16 protein-coding genes are annotated in these 14,895 nt (G+C 65.8%); 11 read left to right on the top strand and 5 right to left on the bottom strand.

Going from position 1 to position 14,895, the window contains the following annotated elements; translation table 11 throughout:
- Positions 1-30: 30 nt before the first annotated feature.
- Positions 31-462, bottom strand: coding sequence for an acetyltransferase (locus AC13GI_RS04785; RefSeq protein WP_482995660.1), 432 nt, complete (start codon positions 460-462; stop codon positions 31-33).
- 107 nt (positions 463-569) lie between these two features.
- On the bottom strand, positions 570-1,292 hold the full coding sequence (locus tag AC13GI_RS04780) for an OB-fold protein (RefSeq protein WP_312106510.1): 723 nt from the start codon (positions 1,290-1,292) through the stop codon (positions 570-572).
- A 224-nt stretch (positions 1,293-1,516) separates the two neighbouring features.
- Between AC13GI_RS04780 and tadA the strand changes: the two genes are divergently transcribed.
- The 4 genes from tadA to AC13GI_RS04760 all read left to right on the top strand — a co-directional run bounded on the left by tadA (position 1,517) and on the right by AC13GI_RS04760 (position 4,979).
- A complete protein-coding gene (gene tadA, locus AC13GI_RS04775; protein ID WP_230111988.1) occupies positions 1,517-2,041 on the top strand; it encodes a tRNA adenosine(34) deaminase TadA in 525 nt (174 codons plus the stop codon).
- 75 nt (positions 2,042-2,116) lie between these two features.
- Complete coding sequence (gene orn / locus AC13GI_RS04770) at positions 2,117-2,689, top strand: oligoribonuclease (RefSeq protein ID WP_099820642.1); 573 nt, start codon at positions 2,117-2,119, stop codon at positions 2,687-2,689.
- A gap of 94 nt (positions 2,690-2,783) precedes the next feature.
- Complete coding sequence (locus AC13GI_RS04765) at positions 2,784-3,656, top strand: EcsC family protein (protein ID WP_482995659.1); 873 nt, start codon at positions 2,784-2,786, stop codon at positions 3,654-3,656.
- Positions 3,657-3,863: 207 nt separating this feature from the next.
- Entirely contained in the window at positions 3,864-4,979 is a 1,116-nt protein-coding gene (locus tag AC13GI_RS04760) for an alkene reductase (protein ID WP_482995658.1), read from the top strand.
- 81 nt (positions 4,980-5,060) lie between these two features.
- Here AC13GI_RS04760 and AC13GI_RS04755 read toward each other — a convergent pair whose 3' ends face one another.
- Together AC13GI_RS04755 and ppsA are read right to left on the bottom strand one after the other, a co-directional pair.
- Entirely contained in the window at positions 5,061-5,954 is an 894-nt protein-coding gene (locus AC13GI_RS04755; RefSeq protein WP_482995657.1) for a mechanosensitive ion channel family protein, read from the bottom strand.
- A gap of 150 nt (positions 5,955-6,104) precedes the next feature.
- Positions 6,105-8,483, bottom strand: coding sequence for a phosphoenolpyruvate synthase (gene ppsA, locus AC13GI_RS04750; protein WP_482995656.1), 2,379 nt, complete (start codon positions 8,481-8,483; stop codon positions 6,105-6,107).
- Between the two features lie 144 nt (positions 8,484-8,627).
- Here ppsA and ppsR point away from each other — a divergent pair, with 144 nt between their 5' ends.
- The 3 genes from ppsR (at position 8,628) to AC13GI_RS04735 (ending at position 10,714) form a co-directional block, all read left to right on the top strand.
- Positions 8,628-9,449: a posphoenolpyruvate synthetase regulatory kinase/phosphorylase PpsR gene (ppsR, locus tag AC13GI_RS04745; RefSeq protein ID WP_089236004.1), complete on the top strand. Its 822-nt coding sequence runs from the start codon at positions 8,628-8,630 to the stop codon at positions 9,447-9,449.
- Positions 9,450-9,672: 223 nt separating this feature from the next.
- A complete protein-coding gene (locus AC13GI_RS04740) occupies positions 9,673-10,185 on the top strand; it encodes a DUF1249 domain-containing protein (RefSeq protein ID WP_099821475.1) in 513 nt (170 codons plus the stop codon).
- A gap of 40 nt (positions 10,186-10,225) precedes the next feature.
- Complete coding sequence (locus AC13GI_RS04735) at positions 10,226-10,714, top strand: NUDIX hydrolase (protein WP_093819148.1); 489 nt, start codon at positions 10,226-10,228, stop codon at positions 10,712-10,714.
- An 11-nt stretch (positions 10,715-10,725) separates the two neighbouring features.
- Here the strand turns inward: AC13GI_RS04735 and AC13GI_RS04730 are convergent, their stop codons facing one another.
- Positions 10,726-11,376, bottom strand: coding sequence for a class I SAM-dependent methyltransferase (locus tag AC13GI_RS04730; RefSeq protein ID WP_482995655.1), 651 nt, complete (start codon positions 11,374-11,376; stop codon positions 10,726-10,728).
- A gap of 345 nt (positions 11,377-11,721) precedes the next feature.
- Here AC13GI_RS04730 and AC13GI_RS04725 point away from each other — a divergent pair, with 345 nt between their 5' ends.
- Genes AC13GI_RS04725 through AC13GI_RS04710 form a run of 4 tightly spaced genes read left to right on the top strand, consistent with a single transcriptional unit; the run spans position 11,722 to position 14,853 of the window.
- The gene (locus AC13GI_RS04725) at positions 11,722-12,336 is read left to right on the top strand and encodes a CDP-alcohol phosphatidyltransferase family protein (RefSeq protein WP_025879258.1); all 615 of its coding nucleotides are present in this window, start codon (positions 11,722-11,724) and stop codon (positions 12,334-12,336) included.
- Between the two features lie 22 nt (positions 12,337-12,358).
- Positions 12,359-13,417: a class III poly(R)-hydroxyalkanoic acid synthase subunit PhaE gene (phaE, locus tag AC13GI_RS04720; RefSeq protein ID WP_482995654.1), complete on the top strand. Its 1,059-nt coding sequence runs from the start codon at positions 12,359-12,361 to the stop codon at positions 13,415-13,417.
- Between the two features lie 3 nt (positions 13,418-13,420).
- Positions 13,421-14,488 (top strand): class III poly(R)-hydroxyalkanoic acid synthase subunit PhaC, encoded by a 1,068-nt coding sequence (locus AC13GI_RS04715; RefSeq protein ID WP_482995653.1) that lies wholly within the window; start codon positions 13,421-13,423, stop codon positions 14,486-14,488.
- A complete protein-coding gene (locus AC13GI_RS04710) occupies positions 14,485-14,853 on the top strand; it encodes a YfeK family protein (protein WP_099821480.1) in 369 nt (122 codons plus the stop codon). The genes AC13GI_RS04715 and AC13GI_RS04710 overlap by 4 nt, the downstream gene beginning before the upstream one ends.
- Positions 14,854-14,895: the final 42 nt, after the last annotated feature.

Here is a 14,895-nt window from a genome sequence, read left to right as displayed (position 1 = left end):
AATGGCCGGCGCTCCGGGCGCCGGTCAGCCTTAATGGCGCAGGTGGATGAGGGGATACGGACGACCCTGCGAATCCACCGGCGAGCGGCCGGTTTCAGTGAAACCCATGCGCTGATAGAAGCCCACAGCCTGCGCATTCTGCGCATTGACGTCGGTAGTCAGTTGCGGATGCAGGGCCAGCGCATGCAGCAGCAACTGGCGGCCGATGCCGGTTCCGCGCACGTCAGGATCGATGAACAACGCTTCCATGTGTGAGCCGTCGATCAGCATGAAGCCCTGCGGCTGGTCCTGGTCGTCGGCTGCCACCACCAGCGGCGCCTGTGGCAGGAAGCCGGCAACTTCAGCATCGATCGCCTGGCGGTCAGCGGCACTGAGGAAGTCATGGGTGGCGTCGACGGCGCGACGCCAGAGATCGACGAGCGCGTCACCATCAGTGGCGCGGGAAGGGCGCAGGGTGGTCATGGTATCGGCCAAGGTGCTTCGGAGTGCCCAGATTGTACTGGTGTTATAGCCGCCAACAGAAAGCCCCGCCGAAGCGGGGCTCTGAACATCAGCGTTCGCGGTGCGCCTTACTGCACGGTGCAGCCGGACACGGCCGGGAAGCCGATGACTTCGCCATTGCCGGTGCAGGCCAGCGTGATCTTCTGGCCCTTCTTCAGGCTGGCAGCCACGTCCTTCGGCAGGTCGCTGGCCTGTACGAAGCCGAACGGCTTGGCGCTCAGCTGCACGACCGGCTTGTCCATGAAGTCCGAGCTGATCGAGTCGACCGTGCCGGAAACCAGCAGCGCCTTGCCCTTGTACTTGCCATCGGCAGCGATCTCGTTGTCCTGGTAATCGCTGAACATCGTGGTGGCGGTCACTTCCAGCGCCGAGGCGGGTGCCATCGCGGCATCGCTGGCGACCGCGGGGGCTGCGGTTTCCGTGGCCTTGGCGGCAGCATCTGCCTCCGCGGCGGCGGACGAGACGCTGGCTTCAGCGACGGCCGCATCGTACTGGCCCTTGCTCTGCGCGCTGATGCCGCTCACGGTGCCGGCAAAGATCGCCAAGCCGACGAAGTACACGATCGGCGAAACGATGATCGAGCCCAGCAGCTGGAACAGACCCTTCATGGCGCCGCCCTTGGCCATCGCGACGATGGCAAGGATGAAGGCCACCAGGTTCAGCGGCCAGCCCAGGAACAGGCCAAGGCCGGGGAACGGTACGAGGAAGCACAACCAAGCGATCGCCAGCGTGATCCATGCGGCTTTTCCGGCAGGGCTGGCCTGCACGGTGGTATCTGCAACTGCGTTCAAAACTACCCCCTGTAGAGATCGAAAGGTGAAATCGTTGCCGGCAAGCGGCAGTGCACAAACGTCAGATGACGAAAGCGCGGTCGTAGCGTGAAGGAGTCTTCACGGCAGATCAAGCGGCGCTGCGCCGTCGGCCGGGCCAAGGCTCATCGCATCCAGTCGGCGGAAGCTCCAAAAGCCCTGCGTTACACTAGCCACGCGCTCACTCCTTGAATCCGAGAAACGCCATGACTGATACCTTGGGCGTGCCGGTGCACGACGTCGACGAGAGCTGGATGCGTCACGCATTGGCATTGGCCGAACGTGCGCAACGCGAGTTTGACGAGATCCCGGTCGGTGCGGTGCTGGTGGGTGCCGACGGTCAGCTGCTGGGCGAGGGCTGGAACCTCAACATTGCCTCGCACGATCCCAGCGCGCATGCCGAGATCGTGGCCATGCGCGAGGGCGGGCGGTTGCTGGCCAATCACCGCCTGATCGGCAGCACGCTGTATGTCACCCTGGAGCCGTGCGCGATGTGCGCGATGGCGATCGTGCATGCACGTGTGGCGCGCCTGGTCTACGGCGCCAGCGATCCGAAGACCGGCGCCTGTGGCAGCGTGTTCGATCTGGTCGGTGATGCCCGCCACAATCACCGGGTCGAGGTCCATGCCGGCGTGCTGGCCAAGGAGGCGGGCAACCGCCTGACCAACTATTTCCGGGCCAAGCGCGGCAAGCCGCCGCTGCTGCTGGAGGACCACGCTGGCGAGGGCTGAGTGGCGAAAGGGTATGATGGCCGCCACTTTCCTTTACCGGCCGGCCTCGTGCCTGCCCAGCAACGAGGCGACACGATGGCAGAGAACGGCGCGGCCAACGAGCGACTGATCTGGATCGACCTGGAAATGACCGGGTTGGATACCGACAACGATTCGATCATCGAGATCGCCACCGTGGTCACCGATGCCCAGCTCAACGTGCTGGCCGAGGGCCCGGAGTTCGCCATCCACCATCCGCTGGAAACACTGGAAGCGATGGACGAGTGGAACCGCAACCAGCATCGTCGTTCGGGCCTGTGGCAGCGTGTCATCGACAGCACCACGACGCTTGGCCAGGCCGAGGCGCAGACCGTGGCCTTCCTGGCACAGTGGATTCCGGCTGGTGTGTCGCCGATGTCGGGCAACTCCATCTGCCAGGACCGTCGCTTCCTGCACCGGCAGATGCCGCGGCTGGAGAAGTACTTCCACTACCGCAACCTGGACGTGTCCACGGTGAAGGAACTGGCCAAGCGCTGGGCGCCCACCGTGGCCGCCGGCGTGGGCAAGAACAGCAACCACACCGCGCTGAGCGATGTGCACGATTCGATCAACGAACTACGCCACTACCGCCAGTTCATGGGCGCGCTGTCGGGGCTACCCACAGCCTGAGACGGTCACCCGGTGGGGTCGGCTCCCTTTCCAGCGGAAAGGGCTCTGACCCCCGCGACGATCCGTTCAACTTCCTGGCGCTAAGATCGGCCGTATGAACGAGCCCATCCTGCTGCCCCGTGATATCGCCCACGACGCTGGCGACTGGTCTGACCTGCAGCGGGCGGTAACCCTGCTGGAAGCGCCCACGATCACCGCGCGCATGGCCAACCTGGTCGGGACGCCGTTGGAGTTCGCGGTGAAGGCGCTTCCCACCTCGGTATCCAACCGCATCCACGGTGCGGTGCAGGCGGCGTTGTCAAAATCGGTGCAGGCCGCGCTGTGGAGCATGGACAACACCCCGGGCAAGGGCGCGTCGACGCGTTGGCACAAGCTGGCGGCAGCGACATCCGGTGCGGTCGGTGGTGCGTTCGGCTTCGCCGCGCTGTTCATCGAGCTGCCGGTGTCGACCACGATCATGATGCGCGCGGTGGCCGATGTCGCCCGCAGCGAAGGCTTCGATCTATCGCAGTTCAGTACCCGCCAGGCCTGCCTGGAGGTGTTCGCACTGGGCGGCAATTCGCCGCGCGACGATGCCAGCGAGACCGGCTACTACCTGGCCCGTGGCTTCACCACCGATGTGATGCGTCACCTGTCGGCCGAACTGGCCGGGCGCGTGGTCACGGGGCGCGACCTGACCCTGGGCGTGGCGCCGAAGGAAGCCGGCAAGCTGTTGGCCAAGCTGGTGGAAAAGGTCGCCGCGCGCTTCGGTGTGGTGATCACCGAGAAGTTTGCCGCGCAGGCGGTGCCGATCGTTGGTGCGGCAGCCGGCGCAACGCTCAATACCATGTTCACCGACTACTACCAGGACATGGCCCGCGGCCATTTCATCGTGCGCCGGCTGGAGCTGAAATACGGCGAGGAAGTGGTTCGCAGCTGCTATGACCGCATCGCGCACGGTGGAGTGTTGATCGAGCCGACGCTGTAACCGGCTTTGGGGTCGGAGCCCTTTGCGTTGCAAAGGGATCCGACCCCGACCTCGCAGACCCCGACCTCGCACAGGGTCGGATCCCTTTCCGCAGGAAAGGGCTCTGACCCTTGCCTGGCAGGCGCAACTGTTTTGCGCGAACGCGCCTGTTGCGCGCGCAACGCCATCCCCATCCTTGCTGGCAATCCCCCGCAAGAGAATACCGCCATGTTGTTCACCCCCCATCGCCTGGGCGCGCTGACGCTGCCCAACCGCATCGTGATGCCGCCGATGACCCGCTCGCGCGCGGCTGCCGGCAATGTGGCCACCGCACAGATGGCCGAGTACTACGCCCAGCGTGCCGGTGCCGGCCTGATTGTCAGCGAGGGCACCCAGATCAGCCCGCAAGGCCAGGGCTACGCCTGGACCCCGGGCATCCACAGCGAAGCGCAGGTGCAAGGCTGGCGCAGGGTCACCGATGCCGTACACGCGGCCGGTGGTCGCATCTATGCCCAGCTCTGGCATGTAGGGCGGGTGTCCCATGTCGCCCTGCAGCCGGACGGCGCGGCCCCGGTCTCTTCCTCGGCACTGCTGGCCGAAGGGGTGAAGGTCTTCGTCGACCCCACCGGCGCCGGTCCGGAATCCGGCGTGGGCGAGATGATCCAGCACTCGATGCCGCGCGCGCTGGCCGAGGGGGAGATTCCGGACATCGTCGCCGACTATGCGCAGGCCACCCGCAATGCACTGGCCGCCGGCTTTGATGGCGTCGAGCTGCACGGCGCCAACGGTTATCTGATCAACCAGTTCATCGACTCGCAGGCCAATCAGCGCACCGATGGCTACGGTGGCGAGCTGCAGAATCGCCTGCGTTTCCTGCGCGAGGTGGTGCAGGCGGTGGTCGATGTCGCTGGCGGCGAGCGCGTCGGTGTGCGTCTGGCGCCGTTGACCACGCTGCAGGGGGCGGTGGACGACACACCGCAGGCGACCTATCTGGCTGCCGCGCACCTGCTGGGCGAGCTGGGTGTGGGCTACCTGCACATCGCCGAGGCCGACTGGGAGGATGCGCCGTTGATGCCGGTGGCGTTCAAGCAGGCACTGCGGATGATCTATCCGGGCACGCTGATCTACGCCGGCAAGTACACCGCCGAGCGTGCCGGGCAGGCGCTGGCGGAAGGCTGGGCCGATCTGATCGGCTTCGGCCGGCCGTTCATCGCCAACCCGGATCTGCCTGAGCGCCTGCGCGTGGGTGCGGAGCTGAATCTTCCTGATCGCGCGACGTACTTCGGCGGTGGCGCGGTCGGGTTCACCGACTATCCGGTGCTGGAGGAGGCCGTGGAGGCCTGATTCCGCGTCCGCCGGGCATGGCCCGGCGCTACCGATGCTGGTGGGTGGGTGCCGACCGTTGGTCGGCACTACCAGGATGGATCACGGCTTGTCGCGCACCAGTGCGTCGGCCTCGATCACGCCACCATCCTTGCCATGCAGGTACAGGTGCATGTCCTGCTGCGGATACGGGATGTTGATGCCGGCCTTGTCGTAGCCCAGCTTGATCTGCTCCAGCAGGGTGACCTTGGTGCCGAAGTGATCGGCCGATTTCACGTAGCAGCGGATGCCCAGATTGATCGCGTGCGCACCCAGCTCGTACACCACCACGTCCGGTGCGGGTGTCTGCAGCACGCGCGGGTCGGCCTTCATCAGCGCCAGTGCGGTATCGCGGGCCAGCTGGATGTTGTCTTCATAGCCGATGCCCACTACCAGTTCAACGCGGCGGGTGGGCTCTGCCGTCAGGTTGATGATCGGTGCGGCGGTGATCAGCGTGTTGGGAATGGTGGTGTGCTGGTTGTCCGCACCGGTGATCACGGTCTGGAAAATGCGTACTTCGCGCACCGTGCCGGTCTGCCCGGCGATGGTCACCACGTCGCCCACACGGAACGGGCGCAGGGTCACCAGCATCACGCCCGAGGCGATGTTCGACAGCGAATCCTTCAGTGCCAGGCCAACGGCCAGGCCGGCGGTGCCGAGCACGGCCAGCAGTGGAGTGATCTGCACACCGAGCGTGCCGATGGCCAGGATCACCACGATCACCAGCGAGGCCGCATAGACCACGTTGCGCAGGAAGCTGCCCAGCATCGGGTCCACACCCATGCGCGCGGTCGCGCGGGGCATCGCATTGGACAGGCGACGCGCCACCCACATGCCGACCAGCAACACGATGATGGCAGCGAGCAACGGCACGCCATAGGTTTCCAGCAGCCGCTCCCAGTCGAGCGAGTGGAACCAGGAGGTCGTGGCGGGGGCGGGTGGGGCAGCAGCGATCATGCGGACTCCTTTGCGACGGGAACAGGTGCGACAGGAACATGGCGTGTGCGGACGCCAGAAACAGCAAGCCCCGCGAAGGCGGGGCTTGCGTGCAACTTCAGTATGGGCCGACGTCGATGAAAACGATGTCAGCCATCAAGCGTCAACAGCTCAACCCTTGGCCTTCAGCTTGGCCAGGCGCAGCCAGGTATCGACCACGGTGTCCGGGTTCAGCGACACCGACTCGATGCCTTCCTGCATCAACCACTCGGCCAGATCCGGATGATCGGACGGGCCCTGGCCGCAGATGCCGACGTACTTGCCCTTGGCACGTGCGGACTTGATCGCCATCGACAGCAGCTTCTTCACCGCCGGGTTCCGCTCATCGAACAGGTGCGCGACGATCGACGAGTCACGATCCAGGCCCAGGGTCAGCTGGGTCAGGTCGTTGGAGCCGATCGAGAAGCCGTCGAAGATTTCCAGGAACTCATCGGCGAGCAGTGCGTTGGACGGCACTTCGCACATCATGATGATCTTCAGGCCGTTCTCGCCCTGCTTCAGGCCATTCTGTTCGAGCACCTCGACGACCTTGCGGCCTTCCTCCAGGGTGCGCACGAAGGGGATCATGACCCACAGGTTGTCCAGGCCCATCTCGTTGCGCACGCGCAGTACGGCCTTGCACTCCAGTGCGAAGGCGGCCGAGAAGCTCGGATCGACGTAACGGCTGGCGCCGCGGAAGCCGATCATCGGGTTCTCTTCGTGCGGCTCGTAGCCGCTGCCGCCGATCAGGTTCGCGTACTCGTTGGACTTGAAGTCCGACAGGCGCACGATCACCGGATTCGGTGCGACCGAGGCAGTCAGGGTGGCGATCCCTTCGGCCAGACGGTCCACGTAGAAGCCGACCGGATCGGAATAACCGGCGATCTTCTCGTCGATCTTCTTCTTCGTTGCGGCGTCCTGGCGGTCGTATTCCAGCAGCGCGTTGGGGTGGATGCCGATGTGGCTGGCGATGATCATTTCCAGGCGTGCCAGGCCGATGCCGGCGTTCGGCAGCTGGCCGAAGTCGAAAGCACGTTCCGGGTTGGCCACGTTCATCATGATCTTCAACGGTGCCGGCGGCATGTTGCCCAGATCGGTGGTGGTGCGCTCGAAACCGAGCTTGCCTTCGTAGATGAAGCCGGTATCGCCTTCAGCGCAGCTGACGGTGACCAGCTGGCCATCTTCAATGACCTTGGTCGCGTTGCCCGAACCAACCACGGCCGGCACGCCCAGCTCGCGGGCGATGATCGCCGCGTGGCAGGTGCGGCCACCGCGGTTGGTGACGATCGCCGAGGCGCGCTTCATCACCGGCTCCCAATCGGGATCGGTCATGTCGGCGATCAGCACGTCGCCCGGCTGCACGCGGTTCATGTCTTCCAGCGTCTTCACCACGCGGGCCACGCCGGCACCGATCTTGGCGCCGACGGCGCGGCCTTCGGCGAGAACGTTGCCACCCTTTTCGGTGAGCGCGAAACGCTCGATCTGGGTGGCATGGCTGCGCGACTTCACGGTTTCCGGGCGCGCCTGCACGATGAACAGCTTGCCGCTGACACCGTCCTTGGCCCACTCGATGTCCATCGGGCGGCCGTAGTGCTTTTCGATGGTCAGCGCCTGGCGCGACAGTTCGGCCACGTCTTCATCGTTGATCGAGAAGGTGGTGCGCAGTTCGGCCGGGGTGTCCTCGATCCTGACGCGCTCGCCGGGGACATCCGAATACACCATGCGGATCGCCTTGCTGCCGAGCGAACGGCGCAGGATCGCCGGCTTGCCGGCCTGCAGGGTGGGCTTGTAGACGTAGAACTCGTCCGGGTTGACCGCGCCCTGCACGACCATTTCGCCCAGACCGAACGAGGAGGTGACAAACACCACGTCGCGGAAGCCGGACTCGGTGTCCAGGGTGAACAGCACGCCGGAGGAACCGACGCCGGAACGCACCATCAGCTGCACGCCCGCCGACAGGAACACGTCTTCGTGCTTGAAGCCGTGGTGCACGCGGTAGGCGATGGCGCGGTCGTTGTACAGCGAGGCGAACACTTCCTTGACCTTGTGCACGACATCGTCGGCACCGGTGACGTTGAGGAAGGTTTCCTGCTGACCGGCGAAGGAGGCATCGGGCAGATCTTCGGCGGTGGCCGACGAACGCACGGCTACAGCCACGTCGCCGCCACCGTTGTCGGCGCTCAGCTTGGCGTAGGCGCTGCGGATGTCCTGGTCCAGCTGCGGCTGCAGCGGCGCGTCGATGACCCAGCGGCGGATTTCCTTGCCGGCCGCGGTCAGCGCGGTGACGTCCTCGACGTCCAGTGTGGCCAGCTTGTCGAAGATGCGCTTGGACAGGTCGTTGTGCGCGATGAAGTCCTTGAAGGCTTCAGACGTGGTCGCATAACCTCCAGGAACGGAGACGCCCAGACCGGCCAGGTTGCCGATCATCTCGCCCAGCGAGGAATTCTTGCCGCCTACGCGGGCCAGGTCGGCCAGACGCAGTTCGTGCAACCACAGGATGTTCTCGTTCAAGCGCGATGCTCCGTTTGGCCATCGCCCGAGGCGGGCTGAATGGCCGCGTCCGTAGGAAGAAGTCGATATGATGCCGGGCAGACCACCGTCGGCACAAGCTTGTGTTGGCGGCCCTTTTAGGCTTCGTAGGGGGTAAATGCGCGCATGTCGACCATCCGTCCGGTGTTCTACGTTTCCGATGGAACCGGTATCACCGCTGAAACCATTGGGCATAGCCTGTTGACCCAGTTCTCCGGGTTCAGCTTCATTACCGACCGGATGTCATTTGTCGATGACCCCGAAAAAGCCCGGGAAGCGTGTGCCCGGATCCAGGCGGCGGGGGAGCGGTACCAGGTCCGGCCGATCGTGGTGAACTCCTGCGTGGACCAGAGCCTGAGCGTGATCCTGTCCGAGAGCGGGGCGCTGATGCTGGATGTGTTCGCCCCGTTCATCGAGCCGCTGGAGCGCGAACTGTCCAGCTCGCGCCTGAACCGGGTCGGCCAGGCCCACGGCATGGTCGACTTCGACACCTACCACCGGCGCATCAACGCGATGAACTTCGCGCTGACCCATGACGACGGCATCGCGGTGAACTACGACGATGCCGACGTGATCCTGGTGGCGGTGTCGCGGGCCGGCAAAACGCCCACCTGCATCTACCTGGCGCTGCACTACGGGGTGCGCGCTGCCAACTACCCGTTGACCGACGAGGACCTGGAGAGCGACCGCCTGCCGCCCCGGCTGCGCAACTACCGACGCAAGCTGTTCGGCCTGACCATCGACCCCGACCGTCTGCAGCAGATCCGCCAGGAGCGCCGGCCCAATTCGCGCTACGCCAACCTGGACACCTGCAAGCGCGAGGTGGCCGCGGCGGAGGTCATGTTCCAGATGGAACGCATCCCGACCCTCAGCACCACCCATACCTCGATCGAAGAGATCTCCAGCAAGGTGCTGGGCACGCTGGGGCTGCAGCGCGAGCTGTATTGATCCTTTCCCTCGCGCCGTGTCGCGCTGCCGGCCAGCGGCCGGCACTACCAATGGGCGCTTCAACTGCGCCCTGTAGAGCCGAGCCCACGCTCGGCTGGGCCACCGGGTTCTGGCCGAAGAGCAGCCGAGCATGGGCTCGACTCTACAGGGGTGATCGCCGTTGGCGGCTTGGCTGCGGGTTGAACTGTCCCCACGTTGAAGGGCCAACGTGTAGGATCAACCCATGGCCCGAGCATTGCCCCGTAGCGAGCGCATTCCCCGCCTGAGCCGGCTGAGCTGGCTGATGGGGCTGTACGCGGAGAACTACCGCCACCTGGTGCGCCTGTTCGCGCCGGCCGAGCTGGTGGCGGGAAGCTACGTCTCCTCTGTGGGCGATGGCCTGGATGTGCGTCTGGATGTGATCGAGTGCCACCGCTACACGGTGGAGCTTCGCCTGACCTACGACCTGGCCGACCCGGTGACCGGTGAACCGGACCCATCAGCCTTCGTCCGCCTGTACCGCGACGCGCGCCAGGCCGAGACCACCCACTGCTACGTCGGCCGCCGCTGGCAGGACACCATGGGCCTGTACCCGCCGCCGGCCGAGCTGATCAGCCATCGCATGCGGATGAACACCTTCCTCGGCAAATGGCTGGAATACCTGGCAGAACGCGGCCATGGCGTGGCCACCCTGCGCCGTGACCCTGACGGCAACACCGTGGGTGAGGGCGACCGTCGCCTGTCGCTGGTGCGTTGATCGGCCATAATCCACGGCTGACCCACCGCCGGATTCGCACATGCCGTATACCCCGATCGTCGCCACCCTGGGCTATGTGCTGTCGCCCGATCGTCGCCAGGTGCTGATGATCCATCGCAATACCCGGCCGGGCGACCACCACCTGGGCAAGTACAACGGCTTGGGCGGCAAGGTCGAACCGACCGAGGACGTGGCTGCCGGCATGCGCCGTGAGATCGCCGAGGAAGCCGGCATCGACTGCACCGCCATGCGCCTGCGCGGCACCATCAGCTGGCCGGGTTTCGGCAAGCACGGTGAAGACTGGTTCGGTTTCGTGTTCGTCATCGACAGCTTCGAGGGTGCCCCGCACGGCGGCAACCACGAAGGCACCCTGGAGTGGGTGGACGTAGACAAGCTCGACCAGCTGCCCATGTGGGAGGGCGACCGCAATTTCCTGCCGCTGGTGTTCGATGCCGATCCGCGTCCGTTCCACGGCGTGATGCCTTACCGGGACGGACGCATGCAGAGCTGGTCCTTCAGCCGTCTTTGACCTGGCCGCCCCTACCGACGGCGCGCCAGCAGCAGGTGGAAGTGCTTTTCCCGCTGCTGGCCGTCATTGCCGGCTGTGCATTCGCGATGCGAACGCCATGCCGTGACGCTGAAACCGGACACCCGCAGCGCCAGCTCCACGGCATCCAGCTCATGCAGTTCGAAGTCGGCGGCGAAGGGCAGGCTGCGCATGAATCCAGCATCGCCGAAGGCCAGGCACAGCCGGCCGCCGCGATGCAGCACCCGCGCCAGTTCATCCAGCACGGGGGCCAGGTTCGGCCAGAAGTACAGGGTGTTGACCGCCAGCGCAGCATCGACGCAGGCATCCGCCAAGGGCAGGGCATGGGCATCGCCCTCGCGCAGCGTGGCACGCCCGGCCAGGCCGCTGGCGGCAAGATGCTGGTTGCCGGCGTCGACCATGGCACTGGACAGCTCCACGCCCACGTAGCGACTGCCGCTGGCCTGCAGCAGCAGCGGCGCGAAGGCGGCGTTGCCGGGGCCGATCTCCAGCACCTGCTCTCCGGGAGCGACCGCCAGCAACGCGATTGCGGCCTGGTTGAGGGCGCCGTTGCTGCGGTTCATCGATTCGCCCACGGCCAGCGCGGCCTCGCCATGCGGCTGCCGCAACTGCGCGGCCAGGGTGCGTGCATCCAGCATCAACATCGTCCGTGGGTGGGGAGTCGGACGTGGCGGCGGCGGGTCCGCCGCAGACCATAGCGCCAGCCGATCGGCTTGGGAAGTAGGGAAACCCCGGCTTGAGGTGATGAGGAAATGTCCAGCGTCGCAGTCGGTGAGAGCCAGTTGTCCACAGGGGGTGTGGATTACGCGTGGGCAACTTTGTGGATAAGCACTGGCAGGCGCCACCCCCCTAGGCTGTCAAGATGGGTGGCGAAAAATTCACCGCTGGTGAGGATCGGTGAGTGACGGGTGAAGGGCGGGGTCAGCCCATGCTGTTGCCGGTGGCGGCGCTCGCGGTACCCTGTGGGCCTTGATGCCCCGTGAGACTTCATGAAACGTCACTTCTCGATGCTGCGCGAGTTCCATCTGGCGGACTGGTTCACCCTCGCCAACGCTTTCTGCGGCACCGGCGCGGTGTTTGCCGCGATGCGTTTCCTGCAGGATGGCGAGCGCGGCTATCTGCTGTTCGGCATGGCGCTGATCCCGCTGGCTTTCATTTTCGACGCACTGGACGGCCGCATCGCGCGCTGGCGCAAGTCCAGTTCGACCCTGGGCCGCGAGCTCGACTCCCTGTCGGACGTCATTTCCTTTGGTGTCGCACCGGCAGCGCTGGCCTATGCCTGTGGCATGCAGGGCGGCTGGGACTGGCTGGTGCTGAGCTACTTCGTCTGCTGCGGCGTCAGCCGCCTGGCCCGGTACAACGTGACCGCCGAGGCGATGAGCGGTGACGAAGGCAAGGTGAAGTACTTCGAGGGAACGCCGATTCCCACCAGCCTGGCGCTGGTGATCGTGCTGGCGATTGCCGCCGGCACCGATGCCATCGGCCACGACCTGTGGCTGGGCCAGTGGCAGATCGGCCCCTGGCAGCTGCATCCGTTGGTGCTGCTGTTCGCGCTGTCCGGGTCGCTGATGATCAGCAAGACCCTGCGCATTCCCAAGCCATGATCCAGCCCTGCGGAGGAGCGCGATGACCAGCTCGGCCAACGACCCTGGCAGCAGCGATTTCGAGAACCTGGCCCGGCAGTACTTCGGCGCCTGGGGCGATGCCCTGCGCCACGCGACTGTGCCAGGGGCCCCCGCTGGCGACGACCCGGGCAGCTGGAAGCACCTGTTCGACTGGTGGGGCCAACTGCTGCCCGAGACCGGCGCGGCCGCGCCGGAAGAGGCGGTGCGGCGGTTCCGCGAACAGGCTGGCAGCTGGTACGGCACCATGCAGGAAGTGGCGGCACGCTTTGCCGGCCGCGATGCCAGCAGCGCCGAGGTTGCCCAGGCCTGGCGTGAAGCGGTGAAGGGGCAGGGCGACGGCATGCTGCAGTGGATGCTGCAGGGCGCCCGTGGCAGCACCCACGCCGGCGCTGCTGCGCCGGAGTTCACGGCGTGGTTCCAGCAGTTGCAGACGCTGGCCGGCCCCTGGCTGCAGAGCCCGGCGTTCGGGCCCGGCCGCGAGCATCAGGCGCGGTGGCAGGCCCTGCTGCGCGCGCAGGAGGAGTACCAGCATCACTCCCAGGCTTATGTCGAGCAGATCAAGCAGGCGCTGGAAGAGGCGTTCGACCTGTTCGAGCAGCGCCTGGCCGACCATGAGCAGCCCGGCAGCCAGCTGACCAGCGCACGGGCGATGTTCGATCTGTGGATCGAAGTGGCCGAGGAGGCCTACGCCAAGGTCGCCATGTCTGCACCGTTCCAGCAGATCTACGCGGCGCTGGGCAATGCGCAGATGCGCCTGCGCGCGGGCCTGCAACGCGAGGTGGAACAGATCAGTGAACGCATCGGCCTGCCGACCCGCACCGAGATGGATGCCGCCCACCGTCGCATCGCCGAGCTCGAGCGCAATCTGCGCCGGCTGCAGGCACAGGTGGCGGTGCTTGCCGGTACCGATGCGGTCGACCCGGTGGCCCAGCCGGCGCCTGCGAGGGTGAAGCCCGTCGCGCGCAAGCCTGCCGCGAAGAAGGCACCAGCAAAGAAGGCTGCCGCGAAGAAAGCGCCAGCGAAGAAGGCCACCTCGCGCACCACCACGCGGAAGTCGTAAGCCATGAAAGGACCGCTGGGCTTCAATGCCGATGACCTGATGCAGGAGACCCTGGCCATGCAGCGCAAGCTGATGGAGGGGTTGAAGCTGTTGCCGCAGGTGGAGGATGTCGACTATGGCGCCACCGCCCGCGAGGAAGTCTGGCGCGATGGCAAGGTGGTGCTGTATCGCTTCGTCGGCGAGAACGCACCGGTCCGGCGCACGCCGCTGCTGATCGTGTACGCGCTGGTCAACCGCCCGTACATGGTGGACCTGCAGGCCGATCGCTCACTGGTGCAGAAGCTGCTGGCGCTGGGCCAGGACGTGTACGTCTTGGACTGGGGCTATCCGGATCGTTCCGAGCGCTACCAGACGCTTGAGGATTACCTGCTGCGCTACATCGATGGCGCGGTGGATGCGCTGCGCACGCGCAGTGGAGGTCCTGTCGACATGCTGGGCATCTGCCAGGGCGGCGTGTTCGCGCTGTGCTACGCCGCGCTGCGCCGGCAGAAGCTGGGCAACCTCATCACGATGGTCACTCCGGTCGATTTCCAGACCACCGACAACATGCTGTCGCACTGGGCGCAGCAGGTGGACGTGGATCTGCTGGTGGACACGCTCGGCAACATCCCGGCCGATCTGATGAATGCCAGCTACCTGATGCTCAAGCCGTTCCGCCTGAACGTGCAGAAGTACGTTGGCCTGCTCGACATCCTCGATGACAAGGCCGCGCTGGAAGACTTCCTGCGCATGGAAAAGTGGATCTTCGACTCGCCCGATCTGGCGGGCGAGGCCTTCCGCGAGTTCATCAAGCAGTTCTACCAGGGCAACGGGCTGATGAACGGCACGGTGAAGATAGGTGAAGAGGCGGTGGATCTGTCGCAAGTGACTCTGCCCGTGCTCAACATCTACGCCGAACAGGATCACCTGGTGCCGCCGGATGCATCACGTGCGATGCGTGGCCGGCTGGGTACGCAGGACTACACCGAGTCCAGTTTCCGCGGTGGGCATATTGGTATCTACGTGTCCGGGCGCGCGCAGCGCGAAGTGCCTGCGACCATCGACAACTGGCTGAAGGAACGCACGCCATGAAGTATTCCCCCCTGGTCGCGCTTGCGCTGGCCCTGGCGCCGGGCCTTGCCGGCGCAGCGCCGAGCGCCGATGCGCGCCGCGAGATCGCACAGCTGATTGGCAGCCTGGACGGCTCCCAGTGCCAGTTCCAGCGCAATGGCAGCTGGTACGGACCCGCCGATGCGCGTGCCCACCTGCAGCGCAAGTACGACTACCTGCTGAAGAAGGACATGGTCGACAGCGCCGAGCAGTTCATCGAGCGTGCGGCCAGCCAGAGCAGCATGAGTGGCAAGGCGTACCGGATCCGCTGCCCCGGCCAGCCCGAACAGACCTCTGCGACGTGGTTCGGCGCGCGCCTGCAGGCGCTGCGCCAACGCACGCCGTAGACACGGCAGGCGCTACAGTGGCTGCAGCCAGTCAGCCGGGAG

The organism is Stenotrophomonas sp. 82F1 (assembly GCF_056861525.1).
The sequence above is the reverse complement of the archived record's forward strand: the minus strand, read 5'-3'. Positions and strand labels throughout refer to the sequence as shown.